Source organism: Streptomyces sp. NBRC 109706 (assembly GCF_000974485.1).
Lineage (GTDB): Bacteria > Actinomycetota > Actinomycetes > Streptomycetales > Streptomycetaceae > Streptomyces.
Window position 1 is genome coordinate 14,804 of sequence record NZ_BBOM01000015.1, and the last position, 18,648, is coordinate 33,451.

An 18,648-nucleotide genomic window follows, 5' to 3' on the forward strand; every position below is an offset into this window, starting at 1 on the left:
GGAGGGGAAGGCTGGCCGAGGTGTGTCGCCTTCGGCCCCGTTCCGCCGCCGTCGTGTCTTTCCTGGGGGTTCTTCTTGCCTGACGAAGCGACGACCAAGGAAATGGCCCTGGAGCACACTCGCCGGGTCAATGCCGGGAAGTTGGAGGAGCTGCTGAAGTTGTACGCGCCGGCGGTGCGCTTCGAGGATCCCGTGGGGTCGGGGGAGCGTATCGGGCACGGCGCTTTGCGTTCACATGTGAAGAATGCGATTGCCTGTCAGGTGAACGAGGTTCCGTTGGAGCCCGTGGGTTCGCCGAGCGGTAGGTACGCGGCGGTCGAGGTGACCTCGACGATGAATTATCTACCGAATGGTCCGTTGGTTGCCAGGACGGGTGTTTTTGATCCGCCGAGTGATCCGGAGACGGCGCGTATGCGTATTTCGTGCGTCATGGTGATTCGTGTCGGCGTCGACGGGTTGATCGACGATATGCGTTCCTACTGGGGGCCATCGGATGTGGTCCTGTTGGAGGGGCCGGATCAGTGACGACCTGCTGTTCGGGGACGACCCGTGGTTCGGAGGGGTGCCGTCATGGCTGACGACGCGACGCGTAAGGCTCTCGCGCTGGAGTACTGCCGCCTGCTCAACGCGGGTGATCTGGAGGGTGTGCTGGCGCTGTTCGATCCGGCGGTGACGTTCGAGGATCCGGTGGGCACGCCGCCGAGGGTGGGCAAGGAGGCGGTGCGGGAGTATCTGGCCGGGGTGATCGGCGCCGGTATCACCGAGGTGCCGAGCGAGCCTCGGACCTCGATGGAGGGCCAGATGGTGGTGCTGCCGGTAGCCGGGGAGATGGACGCGCCGCCCGAGCTGAACGCGCCGCCCGGCGCGCGGATGCGGTTTCGGATGGTGAGCCTGATCCGGGTGGGCGCGGCCGGTCTGGTCACCGAGGTGCGGGTGCTGGTGGGCAGGACGGACTGCCGGATCGTCGACTCGGCCGGCCAGCCGGTGGGTTGAGCCGCGTGCGGTCGAGCCGCGTGGGTCGAGCCGCGTGGGCTGAGCCGCTGCGGCGGCATGGACGGCGGCCGGCGGTGGCCCGTCGGGGAGGTCTCCTCGTCGGGCCACCACCGGCCGTCGTTGTCAGTCCTGGTCGGTATCAGTCCTGGTCGGCCGAGGCGTTCACCCGGGCCCATTCCTCGTCGGTGAGGGTGGGGGCGTCGGGCGCCGGGGCGGTGCCGCCGCGCAGCGCGCCGAGGACGGCCGGCGACTGGAGGCTGGTGGCGGGGGCGGCGAGGGCGCTGACGCCGGCGACGGCGGCGGCGACGGGCGCGGCGCTGAGCCCGGCGGTGCAGACCAGTTCGGTGAACCGCTCCTGGTTGTTGAGTTCTTCCTCAAGGCGCGGATCGTCGGCCTGGATGCGGCAGTTGGGGTAGAAGATGTCCTGGGCGGTGGCCAGGTTCCAGGGGTCGTCGACGGCGCGGGAGATGCCGCGCAGGGCGGTGGCGGCGAGTTCGGGCTTGCCGAGATTGCGGCGCAGCGCGCGGTCCAGGGCGGCGGCGCTGCGGGCGGCGGCCGACATGCCGTGGCCGTAGACGGGGTTGAAGCCGGCGACGGCGTCGCCGAGCGCGACGAGGTTGTCGGGCCAGACGGTGTTGCGTTCGAAGTAGCGCCGTCGGTTGGCGGTGCTGCGCGAGCCCTGGACGGGGGTGAGCGGGGTGGCCAGGCCGATGAGTTCGCTGATGAGGGGGTGGGCGAGTTCCTTGGCGAAGGTGGTGAACCCGGCGTCGTCGGTGGGGGGTTCGCTGCCCCGGGTGCCGGAGAGGGTGACGATCCACTGGCCGTTCTCGACGGGGAGGATCAGCCCGAACCTGCCGGGCTCCCTGGTGCGGTAGTCGCTGTGGACGCTGACCATGGGGAACGCGTCGGCGGTGCGGCCGGGGGCGCGGTAGACGCGGGTGGCGTAGGTGATGCCGGAGTCGACGACGTCTTCCTGGGGCGCGGGCACGTCGAGGGCGTCGAGCCATTTCCCCAGCCGGGAGCCGCGGCCGGTGGTGTCGACGACGACGTCGGCGGTGAGGTCGGTGGTGGTGTCCTGGTCGAGGTCGCGGATGGTGACGCCGGTGACATGGGTGGCGTCGCCGAGCAGGGCGACGGCCTCGGTCCTGGAGCGGACGGTGATGGTCTGGTCGGCGAGGGCGAGATCGCGGACGGTCCAGTCCAGCAGGGGTCGGCTGGCGGCGAAGAGGAACTGGGTCTCGGGGAACCGCTGTTGCCAGCCGTAGGCGGTGAGGGAGACCATGTCGCGGTAGACGCCGATGCGCCTGGCGCCGGCCGCCTGGAGTCGTTCGGTGGTGCCGGGCAGCAGCGACTCGATGAGCCGGGCGCCGCCGGACCACAGCAGGTGGGCGTGGCGGGCCTGGGGCAGCCCCTTGCGGTGCTGGGGCCCTTCGGGGAGTTCGTCACGTTCGATGACGGTGACCTGGTCGAGATGCCGCCGCAGCACGCGTGCGGTCAGCATCCCGGCCAGTCCCCCTCCGAGCACCAGGCCGTGGGTGGTCCGGGTCACCGACAAGGTCATCACTCCGTTTCTGGCGCGCTTGCGGCGCGGGAACCGCTGGTCGTGGGGCGGATGTCGCGCTCGTCTCGCGCGGGTGCGCGTGGCGGCCGGCCGGGGGCCGATGCCGTCGTGGATCGCGTTCCTTGTCGACATGCTGGCCGGTCGCCGGGGGGTTGGGTAACCCTTGACTTTCCCCCTACACCCCTGTCTTGGGACGGGAGTCGGGACGGCCGGCGGGCTGCGGGGTTGGGGCCGTCGGGCGGGGTTCGTCCCTGGTGGGCCTGGGGAGGCGACCGGTCGGGTACCCCTATGGGTCGCCGGCGGCCCGTCGGCGTTCCCGTTCGGCGCGGTGGCGGCGCCGTTCGGCAGCGATATGGTCCAGCCTGGGCGGCGCGGGGAGGGTGAACTTCGGGCCTGGTGGCGCGCGTTGGCGGCCGGGACGCCGAGGCCGCCGGCCGGCGGGGCGATGTGGGTGCCCAGCCGAGCCCCTGCCTTCACTGTTTTTCCAATTATCGCGAAACTCTGAACGCTGGCATATTGTGGCGCACATGACGACGCAGATCTCAATCTCCTCTCTCGTCAAGACATTTGGGGCGACACGGGCGCTCGACGGCCTTGACCTGAAGGTCGAGGCGGGCGAGGTGCATGGATTCCTGGGGCCCAACGGTGCCGGCAAGACGACCGCCATCAGAGTCCTACTGGGTCTGCTCAGGTCCGACTCGGGCACGGTGAAACTGCTGGGCGGCGACCCCTGGCGGGACGCCGTCGAGCTGCACCGGCGCCTGGCCTATGTTCCCGGCGATGTGACGCTCTGGCCCTCCCTCTCCGGCGGCGAGGTCATCGACCTCCTCGGCCGGCTCAGAGGCAAGGTGAACACCACGCGTCGCGACGAGCTGATCGAACGGTTCGAACTCGACCCGCGGAAGAAGGGCCGCGCCTACTCCAAGGGCAACCGGCAGAAGGTGTCGCTGGTCGCTGCGTTCGCCTCCGACGTGGACCTGCTGATCCTGGACGAGCCGACGTCGGGGCTCGATCCGCTGATGGAGTCGGTCTTCCAGGACTGCGTGGCCGAGGAGCGGGATCGCGGGCGGACCGTGCTGCTCTCCAGCCACATCCTGTCCGAGGTGGAGAAGCTCTGCGACCGGGTGAGCATCATCCGCAGCGGACGCACCGTCGAGACGGGCACCCTCGCCGACCTGCGGCATCTCACCCGTACCTCGATCCAGGCCGAACTCCGGTCGCCGGCCGGCGACCTGTCGGGGCTCGCCGGCCTGCACGATGTGCGGATCGACGGCAACCAGGTGGAGTTCGACGTGGACGCCGACCAGCTCAACGCGGCGATGAGCCACCTCACCTCGCTGGGGCTGCGCGGCCTGGTCAGCCGTCCTCCCACCCTGGAGGACCTGTTCATGCGCCACTACACCACGGCCGGCGACCGGGACGAGGCGGACGCGGAGGGAGTCCGTTGAAGGACTACGCCGGCACGGGCGAACTGCTGAGGCTCGCCCTACGACTCGACCGCATCAGGGCGAGCGTGTGGATCGTCGGCATGGTGATCTTCACCGTGGCGTCCGCGTCCGCCAACAACGACCTGTATGCCACCGCCGACGACCGCGCCACGTTCGCGGAGAGCGTGGAGAGCAACCCGGCGCTGCTGGCCCTCGGCGGCCGGGCGTTCGACCTGACCACCACCGGCGGCATCAACGCCTACCAACTCATCGCGTTCATGGGCACGTTGATCGGCCTGATGAGCATCCTGCTGGTGGTGCGGCACACCCGCCTCGAAGAGGAGAGCGGCCGGGCCGAGTTGGCCGGCTCGGCGGTGCTGGGCCGCAAGGCGTGGCTCGCCAGCGCACTGCTGCTGACCGTCGGCGTCAACATCGTCATCGCGGTGCTGACCGCGCTCGGCCTGATCGGCACGGGGCTGTCGGCGGGCGGTTCGATCGCCTACGCGGTGGGCGTCGCCGGCATCGGCGTCTTCTTCGCGTTTGTCGGCGGACTGACCGCGCAGCTCACCGACTCGTCCCGGAGCGCCACCGGCATCGCGTCCGCCGTGCTCGGCGCCTCGTATCTGCTGCGCGCGGCCGGCGACGCCGCCAGCGGCACCGACGGCGGACCGATGGCCAACCTGACCTGGCTCTCCCCCATCGGCTGGGCCGAGATGGCCCGCCCCTGGGCGGATGAACGCTGGTGGGTGCTGCTGGTGTTCGTCGTCGCCGCCGCCGCGCTGGTCGCCGCGATCGGCACCCTGGTGGACCGCCGCGACATCGGCTCGGGCGTGCTCAAGCCCAAGCTCGGCCCGGTCTCCGCCACCGCCTCGCTGCGCAGCCCGCTCGCCCTGGCCTGGCGGCTGCAACGCGGCTCGCTGCTCGGCTGGGGCCTGGGCTTTCTTGTGGTGGGCGCCGCCTTCGGCGCGCTCGCCGAGGGCACCGTGAGCATCGCCGAGGACAACCCCGACATCGACCAGCTGCTGCGCGACCTCGGCGGCGGCGGCGACATCGTGGACGTCTTCCTGGCCACCATCATCTCGTTGACCGCCGTGATCGTCGGCGCCTTCGCGGTGCAGTCCGCGCTCCGGCTGTCCGCCGAGGAGGCAGGCCACCGCGCCGACCCGGTGCTCACCACCCCCGTGCGGCGCCTCGCCTGGGCCGGCAGCCATCTGACGGTCGCGGCCGTCGGCACCGTGCTGATGCTCGGCCTGGCCGGCGCGGCCGCCGGCCTCACCCACGGGCTGAACAGCGGCGACCTCGGCGAGGTCGGCCGGGTGACGGGCGCCGCGCTGGCGCAGGTCCCCGCCGTGTGGACGCTGATCGGGGTGTGCGCGCTGCTCTTCGGACTGCTCCCCCGCTACACGGCGGTGAGCTGGGCCGTTCTGCTGGTGGCCCTGGTCATCGGCCAGTTCGGCGATCTGCTGAAGCTCGACCAGACGGTGCTGAACCTCTCGCCGTTCTCCCATGTCCCCGACCTCCCCGGGGCCGGCTTCGAGGCGACCCCACTGCTGCTGCTCCTGGCCCTGGCCGCCGCGTTCACCGGCGCCGGCCTGGTCGGACTGCGCCGGCGCGACATGGCGTGACCCCCCGCCCCGCTGCCCGGGGCGACCGCGACGGGCCATGTTCCGGAACCCTGGACCCCTGGACCCCCGGAACATGGCCCCTGTCGCCGACTGTCGCCGCGCCGGCCTGGCGGAAAACAGACGTTTCCTCCTTGACTCTCACACCGATGTCAAGGTGCATAGTGCCTTCATGACCGCCACCCCGTTCAACCCCCGCACGCTGCTCGCCGAGAGCCGCCTGGGCGTCCTCGCCACGATCAAGGCCGACGGCCGCCCCCAGCTCTCCCCCGTCCAGCCGTTCTACGACGAGCAGGCCCAGGTCATCCTCGTCTCGACCAGGGAAGGGCTCGCCAAGACGGCGAACCTGCGCCGCGACGCGCGCGCCACCCTGGAGGTGACCAGCCCGAACGGCCGGGCCTGGGCCACCGCCGAGGGCACCGCGACACTCACCCGTCCCGGCACCGACCCCGAGGGCCCCGAGGTCGAGGCGCTGGTCGACTACTACCGGCGGGCCGCCGGCGAACACCCGGACTGGGCGGAGTACCGGTCGGTGATGGTCGCCGACCGCAGGGTGCTGATCACCATCACCGTCGACCATGTCTACGGTGCCGATCTGGACTGACGCCGGCAACGGGCCACCGCGCGGCCCCGGTTCCGGAACCGTGAGGGCCGGTTTTCGGCCACCCCGACCCGGCAGACTGGGACCACGTTCCTCCCCCGTGGTGGGATGCGTGCACCATGCCGACCGAAGGGGACCGCCGATGCCGGAGCAGCCCGTGACGCAGCCGCGCGAGGCGAGGAAGCCCCCGACCATCTACGAGGTCGCGCGGCTGGCCGGCGTCTCCCACCAGACGGTGTCCCGTTTCCTCCGCAAGGACCCGACGATGCGCCCCGACACCCTCCGCCGGGTGTCCCGGGCCGTCGAGGAGCTGAACTACCGCCCCAACCTCGCGGCCCGCGCCATGCGCACCCGCCGCACCAACCGGATCGCGGTGATCCTGCCCGACTCGACGTCCTTCGTTCCCACCCGGATGCTCAGCGGCGCGGCGGCGGCGGCCCACGAGGCCGGCTATCTGCTGGATGTGGTCGGCCTCGGCGGCGACGCCGAGGCGCGGGCCGCGCGGATCGGCACCCTGCTGCAGCCGGAGAACGTCGACGGCATCCTCGCCTTCACCCCCCTCGCCGACAGCATCGCCGGACCGGCCGGCTCAGCGCCGCGCGTCCCCGTCGTCGTCGACGGCGAGTACGACGACCAGATGCACGCACGTGGCCTCCTCGCCGACGCCACCCCGGCCGCCGAGATCGTCGCCCACCTGGCCGCGCTCGGCCACCGCCGCTTCGTCCACGTCGCCGGGCCCGCCGACTGGTCGTCGGCATGGAACCGCCGCACGATGTACGAGCGGGCGATCACCGAACTCGGCCTGGTCTCCCACGCGGTGGTCGAAGGCGACTGGAGCGTCCGCTCCGGCTGGGACGCCGCCCGCGACATCATCGCCGGCTCCGGCGCCACCGCCGTCGTCGCCGCCAACGACCAGGTCGCGTTCGGCGTGATCCGCGGCCTGCAGAGCGTCGGCCTCGAAGTCCCCCGCGACATCAGCGTGTTCGGCTGGGACGACGACGAGCTGGGCCGGTTCTCCCACCCCACCCTCTCCACCGTCGCCGTCGACCGCGAACGCCAGGGCCGCGCCGCGTGCCAACGTCTGCTCGCCCTCCTCCAGGGCGACCGCCCCGCCGCCCCGCTGGACTCCGCCGTCCTCCACCGACTCGTCCCCCGCGACTCGACCGGCCCGGCACCGGGATCACGCTGATCCGCGCGACCAGACCCGGAGCGACCCCAACGCCCCGAACCCGCCGGCCAGCGCGGGCGCCAGATCGTCCCCCTGTTCATAGCCGACGAGCGCGACCCCGGGGAAGTGGCCCGCCGCCGCGCTGACCGTGGCGGCCCAGACGGCGGCGATGTCCGCGTCATCGACGGCGAAGACATTGGAGACGCCGACCACCCCGGCCGCTTCGTTCAACACGGCACCCCCGACGAGCCCTGCGGCGTCATGGAAGCCGAGCACCCGCACGGACGGATTGTTCAGCAGGGCCGGCCGGAAGACGTCCGGCGGCCCGTTCCCGCCGGCCCACTGCAGGAGTTGGCCGGCCGTGGTCACCAACTCGGTGCGAAACGGTGGCGTTTCGCTCGCGCCCGACGCCCCGGCGGGACGGTGGATCCACTGGGCGTCGAAGAGCACAGCGAACCCCTCCGCCGTGAGATCGAGCGCCGCGAAACTGTCCTTCACCGAACACCCCCGCGACGCCAGATCGACCCCCGCCACCACCTCGGCCACCCCCGCGTCCGCGCGCAGCGTGACCGCGTCCGGATAGTACGGCGGCGTGCGGCGAGGGCTGAACCACACCCTCTCGTCCAAGGTGCTCGGAATGCCATGCGAGGCACAGACCGCCGCACACCACGCGGCGTTGTTCCGCGCCGCAGCAACACGTATCGCCGTCTCATCAGTTGAGGCCACCCCCGAACGTTGCCACCGCCCCGCGCCCGGCCGCACCCCCGTTTCCGCCCCGAGGACGTGCGAGACCACGCCCGCACGCCCATCCGACACCAGGCAACGGCGCACCCCAGCGTGTTACCCCCGCCCCGCCCCCGCCGGCCAGACGACGTCAACGGGAACGCCGGCCGCCCGCGCCTGGTCCACGGTGTCGGCGGTGCCACCCCTGCCGTTCGACGGCCGCCCGTCCCAGACCGCGACCAACCGGTCTGCCCTGCGCAGGAGTTCCTTCCCCGCCGCCTCGTAGGCGTCCCGCCCGGCCCGGTCGAGCGGCACGATATGCACCTCGTCCGCCACGTCGACAAGCCGGTCGAACCGCTCGGCATGGTCCGGCTTGACCTTGCGCTCCCGATAGTCCCGCCCCGGAATCACCACAACCAACCGCCCACCCGCGTCCAGCACCGCCTCCGCGAACAGACTGTCCGCCCCGGCCGCGATACACGAAACCCCCACCAACTCGGCGGCGCCGTACCCCGCCACCAACTCCCGCAACGCGGCACGCACCAACGGCACCGTGCCGCCGCTCAGATCGATATGCCCGGTCACCGCGAGCGTCGTCATGTCGTGCTCTCTTCCACTGAGTTGGTCGGCCCGGCCCTTCGCTGGGGCGGGATCAGCTTCTCAGGTGGTGGAGCAACAGGAGTCCGGCGACCGCGTTGGCCGAACGGACCTGGCCCTCAGCGATCAGGCCGGGAACTTCTTTCAAGGGAACCCAGGCGCGCTTCTCCGATTCGAAGTCGTCCTGCGGGTGTCCCACATACTCCGCTCCCTCAGACCAGTAGACGTGATGGACCGCGTCGCTCAACCCGTTGGACGGCTCCACCGTCACCAGATGCCGCAACGGTCCACTCGGACGCCAACCGGTCTCCTCCTCCATCTCCCTCGCTGCGGCCGCCTCAACACTCTCGCCATCCTCGACCACGCCGGCGGCGATCTCCCATCCCCAGCTGTCCGTGATGAACCGGTGCCGCCACAACAACAGCACCTCGTCGGCATCGTTCACCGCCGTCGCAAGCGCCACCGCCCGCTGCCGCAGAACGTAATGATCCAGATGACGCCCATCCGGCAACTCCACATCGGCCAGATGCACCCGCAACCAGGGATTGCTGTACACCGGCTTCTCACCCAGGTTCTTCCACAACACCATGCACCTCTCAACTGACGGAAACAGGGCCCCATCCCAGCGCACTCGGCCTAGCCGAAGGGGACCAGGAGGGTCTCATCGATCAACTCGACCACATCGCGCGCACCGCTGGCCTCGTAGCGGGACAGCGTGTTGCGCACCGAAACCAATCGCTCTCGCAGGCGTCGAGACTCCATACCTCGCGCCGCATCCAACATTTCCAGAGCAGTGGAGGCCGCACCATCCACCTCGCCAGCGGCTGCCTGGGTTCGGGCAAAGGTTGCCAATCGATGGACTCGCCCTCGGAAGTGGGCCTGTGTCCTAACGGCTTCCAGCGCGTACTCCTGAGCGGGCGCTGTATCCCCGAGGCTCATGAGCGCTTCGGCGAAGTGTGCTTCAACGAGCCCGGGTTGAACGTAACCGGTTTCGGGTGGTTCTTCTGACGGACGGATCTTGCCTACTGCCGCCTCTGACCGCCGCATACAGCGATGCGCCGAAGACTGGTCTCCCATCCTGGCAAAGGCTTTGGCCTGCATGGCATAAAGGTCAGTAGCCAAGGCCGGAGAGATCTGCACCCCCGCAGCGCGTAGGCCGGCCTCCGCGAAAGCGACCGCCAGCCGATAATCACGCCTAAATACGGCCTGGTTCACCATGAGGGCCATGACGTAGGCGCCAAACTGGCGATCACCGGATGCCTTGGCTAGCCGCAGTGCTTGGTGGAAGTACCTCTGCGCGTATCCCTGCGCATCGGAGTCATAGGAGCAGATGCCCGCGACTGCGACAAGTCCCCCAACGGCACGGTACAGCTCCCGTCCTGCACGATCGGAATAGGTGCCACGCAACAGAGGCACGACTTGACCGTAGAGGAACTGGGCGATTCGCCCCCTGGTGGCAATACCACCAGCTTTCCGGTACATCTGCTCATAGTGGGTGCGAGCAGTCCGCAGCAGGGAGATGTCGCGAGGTTCGACGCTCAGTGATCCCTTTCGTGACACATCGAGATCATCCGGCGGATTCTCCCATTCCCAGACAGGAGCGATAGCGTCTGTACCCTCCATGACCCGCAAGGAGATCACTCGGCGCTGATCGTCTGCGCGCCACAGCGCAGCTGCCCGATCAACAAATGCACTCAGCGGCGGCTGAGTCTTCGCCTTGGCCCGCGAATCGGACATTCCGATATCGTCCAGCGAGATTTGGCGTTGAAGCTTGGTTGAAAGGATTTCACAAATCAGGTTCGGCACCTGCCCTCGTGGACGCTGCCCCTTGAGCCAGCGGATCACGGAAGTGTTGTCATATCGGAGCTTCAGACCACGCAGGCTGCCCAGCCGATTGACACGCGTCGCCAGACCGAGGTGCGAGATACCCGCTTCATCTAGCAGGGCATCGAGCAGTGTGTTCGACTCCAAGGGGTCCCCCAAAAGGTTCGAGGCACCCATCCTAGTAAACAACCAATCACACACTGTGTGAAACCAAGGAGGCGCATGAGAGCTTGCACATACTGCCAATAACGGGCATCGCCTACGAGGGTGGTAGCACCGATCCACTTCCCCCTCGGAGACGTCTCATGTCCGATGAAACCGCGTTGCCGCCCGCATCCTGCGTGCACCCTGCGGAGAACCAGCAACCCCATGGAGCCTTCCAGAGGCCTCAGGCAACCACGCCACAAGAGGCCGTCATCTCCCAAACCGACGATCCGGACAGCCTGAAGGACACTCCCGAAGCTGACCCGCACGCGCGGCTGCTTTCGCGACTCCGGGCGCGGAACGCGGCCAGTGAGGTCAACTACCGGGTGAAGAGTGGTGAGTTGCCGTGATGGTTGGGGAGCTCGCCGTGGATGTGGACGCGGGCGCTTCGTTTGTCATGGAGTGTGCCGTGTGTGGGGGGTTCGGGCCGAGGGGGGAGGACGCGGAGGACGGTGCGGAGTGGGCCGTCTCGCACCTCGGTCTGCATCCCGGGCACCGGGTCTATCGGGAGCGTGTCACGCGGGTCTACCGGTTCGAGGCCGGTGAGGCGGCGTGAGCGGCGACGCGATCATCCGGAGTGCCGACTGGGTGCTCACCGACGAGCACGGGGCCGGCGCGCCCGAGGGGATCTTCGGCGTGGAGTGCATGACCTGCGAGGCCCGCTCCCCGCTCTTCGACAACGATCAACAGCCCGTTGCCGTGTGGGCCATCCACCACGTCCAGGAACAGCCCGAGCACGACCTCTTCCTCGCCCGGGCGGAGAAGCACTGGCGGGCGGTGCGACGCCGGCATGAGGACGAGGACCCGCCACACGCGCCCGCCGGGACGGCCGCCGGCTTTCTGGACCGCGCGTTCGGGCCCACCTTCGTCGGGCTGATGTGCCTGATCACGGCACTCTCCGGCTACCTCATGGCCCTCAACTAGACCACGGGGACAGGTCACTTCATGAGCACAACTCTGCCCATTTCCTTCAGCGTGCTGTCCACCACCCTGGACGGGCACCTCCTGATGGTGCAGGGCCGGGACGGCTGGGTCCTACCCTCCGGCACGGTGCCGCCGGGGCGATGCATCGTCCTCACCGCACGCGAGACCTTCCGTGAGGCCACCGGCTACGACCGCCCCGTCAGCGAGGCGTATGCCGTCACCGTCGTCACCGACCACACCGGCACCCCCACCTCCCTCAGCTACGTCCTGGACGGCGGCCAACTGCCCAACCTGCCACGCGACGCCAACAAATACCTCCCACCCGGCGCCGGTTGGCTCCCCCTCGCCGAACTCCACGAACCCACCCCCGTCATCCACCACGCCCTCGTCGCCGCCACCCGACGACACAGACTCCCCATCCTCATCAACGGCTCCCGACCCGACGCCGCCTACATCTGACAAAGAGAGACAACCCCATGACGAACACCCAGGTCCTCGTGCTGGCCACCACCCGCAACGGCTACGTCCTCCTCGCCGACGACCGACTCCCCGGCGCCCCCGTCCCCCACCACGGCGACCTCGCCCTCACCGGACGACTGGCCCTGGCCGGCCAGACCGGACTCCTCGCCGACATCACCCACGCCTGGACCGTCCACCCCACCGGCACCGACAACACCGGCGAACTGTGGATCCTCGACGGCGGAACCCACAACACCGTCCCCGACACCACCGAGGACACCAACCCCAACGCCCGCTGGGCCCCCATCACCACCTTCGCCCAGGACCCGGCCATCCGGGAAGCGCTTGACGCCAGGGACACGGGGACCAGCATCCAGATTCCGACCGTCTGAAAGGTTGGCGCCCTCTCCCCCCTGCGAGAGGGAGAGGACGCCAACTCCAGCAGACCCGGCGGGAATTCATATGCGATGTGGCTTGGGTCCGTCCTGCCAACGGTAGAGGTCACGCAGCAGGGAAATCTCGGCACCGTGATGGATCAACTCCCTGTTGACATGCAGGACGATGCCCTCCATGGGAAACCGCTCGGGACCCACCGCGGGCGGATTCTCCAGGTCGGCGTCCGAAAGCTCACGGACCCCGGTATTCCATTTCCCATACATCTCGTCGAGCTGTTTCAGCGCCTCGTCAGCGGTCCCCGCGTAGGCGAATGTCTGGAAGTCGACTTCCTGGCCGCCGAAGTGCCAGGCGACCCGATAGCCGAGGCAGGAGACGATGATGTGCGCCAGCCGCCAGGCAATCGTGGTCACCGGCGCCGGCACCGGGTCGGGGGACGCGTAGTCCATCGCCCATTCCCCCGTGCCGGCGGACATCGGCGCGGCGGCCGGCGCGCCACGTGGGCGGATGCTCCAACACCCGCGTACCGGCTCCCAGAAGTACTCCTCATCCGCGAGACCGTGCAGCCTCGGCCGCAGGTTCTTGTTCCAGTGCCGGTCCAACTGGTCCGCGATGCGCTCGCCTCGTGTCATCCGCGCAGAGTACAGACAACGGGGCCCCGGCTACGAACCCCCTCAGCGCCCCCCATCGACGGAAGCCCTGTGCCATCCACACCCTCTTGAGCCAGAATTGACAGGCGCGGTCGCCGCGCGGCCTGATCAAGCGACATGGGGGGCGTATGGCGGATGGCGAGGGCGAAGACAAAGGGAAAATCAATGACGACCTGGACGTGATCTGGTGGGTACTGGGAGTGATCGCCGGGATCGTCCTGTTGGCGAGATACATCCAGTCCGCCGAAATCGCCCCCGACGACGAGTTGTCGGTCGCGCAGGGCGTCCTCCTCCTGGTACTGCTTTTCGGTCCGGCGATCTTTTTCGGCTTGATCGCGGATCAGTTCCGTAAGGAAGTGCAACGAGGGAGAATGTCCTGGGAGGTGTACTGGACCCTGCTGTCCGGCGTCGCCGCATCCACCTTCGCCTTTTTGGGCATCACGGGTATTGACGACGTCCTTGAGGCCTGGGAATTCTTCTCCGACATGATAGAGGAGTCGGAAAAAGAACAAGGGTGAGCGTCCTCGTCCGCCGCCGGCAAGTCCCGCAGACCATCAGCCACTTCACAACCGGCCCAGCCCCCACCGAGCCAACCGTTGCCACCCAGCACACCCACGCCAGAGACCAGCCCCCTCCCCCCACATCCCAACCCCCCGCAGCCCCGCGCCAGCGAGAAAAGCAGGTACCCCAACCACCCCCAAACCCGCACACGCCCCCACCACCCCAGCCCCCCACCGGGCGAGGCGCCGCCGCCAAGCGCGCCCGAGCCAGGGACTTGTGTGATCGATCACTCGCCTCCTAGAGTCCCTTCCCGTAAGCGCTTTCTAGACCGAGGAGCCTCCGCATGCCCTCCCCTCCCTCCCGTCTGCGCGCCGCGATCGTCGGCACGGGTGGCATCGTCGTCGGCAGTCATCTGCCGGCGTTGCGTGCGCACAGCGACCGGGTCGAGTTGGTCGCCGCCATGGACGTCGCGCCGGACCGGCTCGACGCCTTTCTCGCGACGACCGGGGAGGCGGGCCTGGCGGTCGCGGGGTACACCGACCTCGACGCGATGCTCGCCGAGGCCCGGCCGGATCTGGTGCTGATCGGCACGCCGCCCTCGTTGCACCGCGAGCAGACCGTGGCGGCGCTGCGGGCCGGGGCCTGGGTGTGGTGCGAGAAGCCGCTGTGTCTCTCCCTCGCGGAGTTCGACGAGATCGCCGAGGCTGAGCGCGCCACCGGCGCACATGCCTCGGTGGTGTTCCAGCACCGCTACGGGTCGGGGTCCGCGCACGCGCGCGAGCTGATCGCCGGCGGTGAACTGGGCGCCCCGCTGGTGGCGCACTGCCAGACCACGTGGCACCGGAACGTCGACTACTACGCCGTGCCGTGGCGCGGCCGGTGGGAGACGGAGGGGGGTGGGCCGACGATGGGGCATGGCATCCACCAGTTCGATCTGCTGTTGCATCTGCTCGGCGACTGGACCGAGGTGCGGGCGATGGCGGCCCGGCTGGTGCACGACGTGGAGAGCGAGGACGTCTCGACCGCGCTGGTGCGGTTCGCCGGCGGGACGTTGGCCACCGTCGTCAACAGTGTGCTGTCCCCGGACGAGGTCAGCCGGATCCGGGTCGACTGCGCCGACGCGACGGTCGAACTCACCCATCTCTACGGGCATTCCAACGACGACTGGGTCTACACCCCGCGTCCGGGTCTGGACGACGAGGCGCGGGTCGCGCGCTGGCGGGCGCCGGCGGCGGATGTGCCCAGCTCGCACAAGGCGCAGCTGGGCGCGTTGCTGGACGCGTACGAGCGGAAGGTCGCGCCGCCCGGGAGTGGTGCGGACGCGCGGCGAACCGTGGAGTTCGCCGCCGCGCTCTACAAGTCGGCGTTCACCGGTCGGCCGGTGTTCGCCGGCGAGATCGGGCCGGGCGATCCCTACTACTCGGCCATGCACGGCGACCACCCGGATTGGAGCCCCGCCCGATGACGATCGAGGTCAGCCACACCCTTGGCGAGCGGATCACGGTCAGCGCCGGGGACGTCGAGCTGTTGGCGTACGTCTACCGTCCGGACGCGGATCCGTTCGAGTCCCGTAAGCCCTATATCCATCCGTTGCGGACCCTCGCCGGTCGGCTGGTCTCCGGTTATCGGCCCAATGACCACCGGTGGCACAAGGGCCTGCAGATGACGGCCAGCCATCTCTCGGAGCAGAACTTCTGGGGTGGCAACTCCTATCTCGGCCCGGACCGGGGCTATCAGCGGGTCGACGAGCGGGTCGGTTCGATGCGGCACGACGGGTTCTCCGAGCTGGCGGCCACCGAGGACACGTTCCGGTTGGCCGAGGATCTGACGTGGGTGGCGAACGACGGTGCCGAGTGGGCGCGGGAGGAGCGCGGCATCACGGTGCACTCGGTGCGTCCCGAGTCCGGTTCCTGGGCGTTGGACTGGTCGATCCGGCTGACCAATGTCCGTGCGGAGCCGTTGCGGTTCGGCTCGCCGACCACGGCGGGGCGGGAGATGGCCGGCTACACCGGGTTGCAGTGGCGTGGGCCGAGGGACTTCACCGGTGGTGAGGTGTTCGGCCCGGAGGAGGGGGTGGATGCCGAGGGGATGATGGGTTCCCGGGGCCCGTGGTTGGCGTTCGGCGCGGCGCATGACGATGTTGACGCGCGTTCCACGCTGGTGTTCGCGCATGCCCCGGAGAATCTGGATCCGGCGCGGGCCGTGCACGAATCGCACTGGTTCGTGCGGTCCACTCCGATTCCGACGGTGGCGTTCTCCTGGGCGTTCTTCGAGGAGTTCGAGCTGCTGCCGGGCGCGACGTTCGCCTACCGCTACCGGGTGGTGGTGGCCGACGGCGACTGGGACCGGGAGCGGGTCGCCGGGCATCTGAGGGGGCTGGGCTGGTGAGTCTGCCGAATCCGCTGCCGGGGGCCGTGGGGCTCTCGCATCTGCGGGCGTACGACTGGGAGGCGGCCGACGGGGTGTGCGGTGGCAGCCCGCATCTGCATCTGGTGTGTACGGAGGCGTATGTGGTCACCGGTGGGCGTGGCGCGGTGCAGACGTTGAGCCCGGACGGTTACCGCGATGTCCCGTTGGAGGCGGGTGCGGTGGCGTGGTTCACGCCGGGCACGGTGCATCGGATGGTGCAGGGGGGTGAGCTGCGGATCACGGTACTGATGCAGAACAGCGGTCTGCCGGAGGCGGGTGACGCGGTGTTCACCTTCCCGGCCGAGGTGTTGGCCGATCCGGAGCGGTATGCCTCGGTGGCGCGGCTGCCCGGGGGGACGGATGGCGAGGTCGCGGCGGCCGCGCGGCGGCGCAGGGATCTGGCGGTGGAGGGCTATCTGCCGCTGCGGGCGGCGCTGCGGGACGGGGACGCGGGGCCGTATCGGGAGTTCCAGCGGGCCGCCGCCGGGCTGGTGCGGGAGCGGGTGTCCGGTTGGCGGGAGCTGTGGCGGGCGGGTGCGCTGGCGACGGCGGAGCGCACCGGGGCGCAGTTGGACGCGTTGGAGGCGGGTGCGCCCGACTATCTGGCGGACGCGACCGCGTCTCATTCGGTGCCCTCGCGGGTCGGGGGCTATGGCATGTGTGGGCGGCGCGACGAGTACGAGGTGCCGGGCACCACGGTGTCGCGGGACGACTGAACGGCCGGCGGACAGGCGGGAACGCCCGGTGCCCCTCGCGGGGTGCCGGGCGTTCTCGTGTGTCGGCCCGTCACCCGTTCGGAGGAGAGTCAACGTCGAGGCGGCGCCCAGGACTTGACAGCGACTCACTTTTGACAGTTACTCTCTAATAACAGTGACTTCCGAATGAGGTGTGTCATGAGTGCCGAACACGACCCGCCCCCCGAGGAGCGGTATGACAACCCACGCCGTTGGTGGGCGCTTGGCGCACTGGTCGCGTCCGCTCTGGTGCTGAGCTTCGACATCACGATCCTGAATGTCGCCCTTCCCACGCTGGCGGCCGATCTTGAGGCGAGCACCACCCAGCAGCAGTGGATCGTCGACGCGTTCCTGGTCGTCTTCGCCGCCGCGATGCTGCCGGCGGGCCTGTTGGGTGACCGGTTCGGGCGCCGCAGAATGCTGATCGTCGGCCTCACCGCGCTGCTGGCCGGCTCGGCCGTCGGCGCGCTGGTGGACAGCGCCGAGCCGCTGATCGCGGCGCGCGCGGTGATGGGTCTCGGCGCGGCGCTGGTCGCCCCGCTGGCCCTGTCCGTGGTGCCCACCCTCTTCGGGCCGGGCGAGCGGGCCAAGGCGGTCGCGGCGCTCGGCGCGGCGCTGGCGGCCGGTATGCCGCTGGGCCCGCTGGTGGGTGGCTGGTTGCTCGACCACTACTGGTGGGGCTCGATCTTCCTGGTCAATGTGCCGATGGCGGCGGCCGGTGTGCTCGCCTGTGTGCTGCTGCTGCCGGAGTCCAAGGACCCGGCGGCGCCCAGGGTGGACGCGATCAGTTCGGTGCTGGCGGTGGCCGGCCTGGCCACGCTGGTCTTCGGCGTCATCGAGGGGCCGAGCCGGGGCTGGGACGATCCGCTGGTCATCGGGACGCTGATCGGATCGGTGCCGATCCTGGCGGGTCTGGTGCTGCGGGAGCGCAAGCGGGACCATCCGATGCTCGATGTGAGCCTGCTGCGGAACCGTGGCTTCGCCTGGAACACCGTCACGGTCGCCCTGGTCACCATGATCATGACGGGGCTGCTCTTTGTCGTCCCGCAGTATCTGCAGGCCGTGCGCGGCGCGGACGCGATGACGACGGGCGTGCAACTGATGCCGATGATGGGCGGGTTGCTGGTCGGCACGCGGATCGTGGTGCCGTTGCAGCGGGCGCTGGGCGCGCGGGCGATGATCGTGGCCGGTCTGGTGGTGCTGGCGGCCGCCGGCATCGTCGGCAGCACCACGGAGGCGGGTTCGGGCTATGGCCTGACGGCGACCTGGCTGACCATCACCGGGGTGGGCGCGGGCCTCGCGCTGGTGCCCGCGATGGACACGGCGCTTGAGCATCTGCCGTCGGACCGGGCCGGCGTCGGCTCGGGCATGTTGATGACCACCCGGCAGCTGGGCAGTGCGATCGGAGTGGCGCTGCTGGGCAGCCTGTTGACGCAGACGTACCAGAACCGGCTGTCGGTCGACGGTCTTCCGGAGGCCGCGGCGGATGTGGTCGGGCACTCGGTGGTGGCGGCGCATCTGGTCGCCGACGAGATCGGCGGCACGGCCGGGGCCGGCCTGGCGGACTCGGCCAACTCGGCCTTTATGGACGGGATGAGCCTGAGCCTGCTGGTGAGCGCCGGTGCCGCGCTGGTCACGGCGCTGCTCGCCGGGCTGCTGCTGCCGTCCCGCCCGCCGGAGCACGCCGATGAGCCGTCGCCGGAGAAGCCGTCGTCGGAGGAGGCGTCATCGGAGGGCGACGGCGCCGGCGCGGACGGTGCGACGGTGAGCGCCCCTCGGGACGGGGAGCCGCGCGCGGCCGAGTCCGTCGGCGGTGCCGGCCTGGCCAGCGGCGACTCCGAGCGCGAAGAATAGCCGC

General features: G+C 69.8%; 21 protein-coding genes and 1 pseudogene. 16 read left to right on the forward strand and 6 right to left on the reverse strand.

Features of this window, described 5'->3' with window-relative positions:
- Positions 1–75: 75 nt before the first annotated feature.
- Both AOM46_RS30620 and AOM46_RS30625 read left to right on the forward strand, forming a co-directional pair.
- A complete protein-coding gene (locus AOM46_RS30620; protein WP_158920809.1) occupies positions 76–525 on the forward strand; it encodes a nuclear transport factor 2 family protein in 450 nt (149 codons plus the stop codon).
- 45 nt (positions 526–570) lie between these two features.
- Positions 571–993 (forward strand): nuclear transport factor 2 family protein, encoded by a 423-nt coding sequence (locus tag AOM46_RS30625; RefSeq protein WP_062218013.1) that lies wholly within the window; start codon positions 571–573, stop codon positions 991–993.
- Between the two features lie 139 nt (positions 994–1,132).
- On the opposite strand, the gene AOM46_RS30630 is transcribed toward AOM46_RS30625, so the two are convergent.
- Positions 1,133–2,554, reverse strand: coding sequence for an NAD(P)/FAD-dependent oxidoreductase (locus AOM46_RS30630; protein ID WP_078857359.1), 1,422 nt, complete (start codon positions 2,552–2,554; stop codon positions 1,133–1,135).
- A 527-nt stretch (positions 2,555–3,081) separates the two neighbouring features.
- On the opposite strand from AOM46_RS30630, the gene AOM46_RS30635 reads away from it, so the two are divergent.
- From AOM46_RS30635 to AOM46_RS30650, 4 genes are all read left to right on the forward strand, one after another.
- On the forward strand, positions 3,082–4,002 hold the full coding sequence (locus tag AOM46_RS30635; RefSeq protein ID WP_062218016.1) for an ABC transporter ATP-binding protein: 921 nt from the start codon (positions 3,082–3,084) through the stop codon (positions 4,000–4,002).
- Positions 3,999–5,606 (forward strand): ABC transporter permease, encoded by a 1,608-nt coding sequence (locus AOM46_RS30640; RefSeq protein ID WP_062218018.1) that lies wholly within the window; start codon positions 3,999–4,001, stop codon positions 5,604–5,606. Before AOM46_RS30635 ends, AOM46_RS30640 begins: the two co-directional genes overlap by 4 nt.
- Positions 5,607–5,775: 169 nt before the next feature.
- A complete protein-coding gene (locus AOM46_RS30645; protein ID WP_062218020.1) occupies positions 5,776–6,207 on the forward strand; it encodes a PPOX class F420-dependent oxidoreductase in 432 nt (143 codons plus the stop codon).
- A 139-nt stretch (positions 6,208–6,346) separates the two neighbouring features.
- Entirely contained in the window at positions 6,347–7,393 is a 1,047-nt protein-coding gene (locus AOM46_RS30650; RefSeq protein ID WP_062218023.1) for a LacI family DNA-binding transcriptional regulator, read from the forward strand.
- Here AOM46_RS30650 and AOM46_RS30655 read toward each other — a convergent pair.
- From AOM46_RS30655 to AOM46_RS32680, 4 genes are all read right to left on the reverse strand, one after another.
- On the reverse strand, positions 7,385–7,999 hold the full coding sequence (locus AOM46_RS30655; protein ID WP_234314144.1) for a hypothetical protein: 615 nt from the start codon (positions 7,997–7,999) through the stop codon (positions 7,385–7,387). The genes AOM46_RS30650 and AOM46_RS30655 overlap by 9 nt on opposite strands.
- Positions 8,000–8,212: 213 nt before the next feature.
- Positions 8,213–8,695: a hypothetical protein gene (locus AOM46_RS30660; protein ID WP_062218026.1), complete on the reverse strand. Its 483-nt coding sequence runs from the start codon at positions 8,693–8,695 to the stop codon at positions 8,213–8,215.
- A gap of 52 nt (positions 8,696–8,747) precedes the next feature.
- Complete coding sequence (locus tag AOM46_RS30665) at positions 8,748–9,278, reverse strand: NUDIX domain-containing protein (RefSeq protein WP_062218118.1); 531 nt, start codon at positions 9,276–9,278, stop codon at positions 8,748–8,750.
- Positions 9,279–9,328: 50 nt separating this feature from the next.
- Positions 9,329–10,663 (reverse strand): transcriptional regulator, encoded by a 1,335-nt coding sequence (locus AOM46_RS32680; protein WP_078857364.1) that lies wholly within the window; start codon positions 10,661–10,663, stop codon positions 9,329–9,331.
- 158 nt (positions 10,664–10,821) lie between these two features.
- Between AOM46_RS32680 and AOM46_RS34340 the strand changes: the two genes are divergently transcribed.
- Genes AOM46_RS34340 through AOM46_RS30685 form a run of 5 tightly spaced genes read left to right on the forward strand, consistent with a single transcriptional unit; the run spans position 10,822 to position 12,495 of the window.
- Positions 10,822–11,070, forward strand: a complete 249-nt coding sequence (locus tag AOM46_RS34340) for a hypothetical protein (protein WP_158920812.1) — start codon at positions 10,822–10,824, stop codon at positions 11,068–11,070.
- Positions 11,067–11,276, forward strand: a complete 210-nt coding sequence (locus tag AOM46_RS30670) for a hypothetical protein (protein ID WP_062218029.1) — start codon at positions 11,067–11,069, stop codon at positions 11,274–11,276. The genes AOM46_RS34340 and AOM46_RS30670 overlap by 4 nt, the downstream gene beginning before the upstream one ends.
- On the forward strand, positions 11,273–11,644 hold the full coding sequence (locus AOM46_RS30675; RefSeq protein WP_062218031.1) for a hypothetical protein: 372 nt from the start codon (positions 11,273–11,275) through the stop codon (positions 11,642–11,644). Before AOM46_RS30670 ends, AOM46_RS30675 begins: the two co-directional genes overlap by 4 nt.
- Before the next feature lie 21 nt (positions 11,645–11,665).
- Complete coding sequence (locus tag AOM46_RS30680) at positions 11,666–12,103, forward strand: hypothetical protein (protein WP_158920815.1); 438 nt, start codon at positions 11,666–11,668, stop codon at positions 12,101–12,103.
- 17 nt (positions 12,104–12,120) lie between these two features.
- Positions 12,121–12,495: a hypothetical protein gene (locus AOM46_RS30685; protein ID WP_062218037.1), complete on the forward strand. Its 375-nt coding sequence runs from the start codon at positions 12,121–12,123 to the stop codon at positions 12,493–12,495.
- A gap of 66 nt (positions 12,496–12,561) precedes the next feature.
- Here AOM46_RS30685 and AOM46_RS30690 read toward each other — a convergent pair whose 3' ends face one another.
- Positions 12,562–13,128: a DinB family protein gene (locus tag AOM46_RS30690; protein WP_062218040.1), complete on the reverse strand. Its 567-nt coding sequence runs from the start codon at positions 13,126–13,128 to the stop codon at positions 12,562–12,564.
- Between the two features lie 146 nt (positions 13,129–13,274).
- Here AOM46_RS30690 and AOM46_RS30695 point away from each other — a divergent pair, with 146 nt between their 5' ends.
- From AOM46_RS30695 to AOM46_RS30715, 5 genes and pseudogenes are all read left to right on the forward strand, one after another.
- Positions 13,275–13,664, forward strand: a complete 390-nt coding sequence (locus AOM46_RS30695) for a hypothetical protein (RefSeq protein WP_062218043.1) — start codon at positions 13,275–13,277, stop codon at positions 13,662–13,664.
- 326 nt (positions 13,665–13,990) lie between these two features.
- Entirely contained in the window at positions 13,991–15,112 is a 1,122-nt protein-coding gene (locus AOM46_RS30700) for a Gfo/Idh/MocA family protein (RefSeq protein ID WP_062218045.1), read from the forward strand.
- Positions 15,109–16,035: a PmoA family protein gene (locus AOM46_RS30705; RefSeq protein ID WP_062218048.1), complete on the forward strand. Its 927-nt coding sequence runs from the start codon at positions 15,109–15,111 to the stop codon at positions 16,033–16,035. Before AOM46_RS30700 ends, AOM46_RS30705 begins: the two co-directional genes overlap by 4 nt.
- A complete protein-coding gene (locus AOM46_RS30710; RefSeq protein ID WP_062218051.1) occupies positions 16,029–16,772 on the forward strand; it encodes a cupin in 744 nt (247 codons plus the stop codon). The genes AOM46_RS30705 and AOM46_RS30710 overlap by 7 nt, the downstream gene beginning before the upstream one ends.
- A 162-nt stretch (positions 16,773–16,934) precedes the next feature.
- A pseudogene (locus tag AOM46_RS30715) lies at positions 16,935–18,644 on the forward strand (DHA2 family efflux MFS transporter permease subunit); the annotation flags it as partial.
- Positions 18,645–18,648 lie beyond the last annotated feature (4 nt).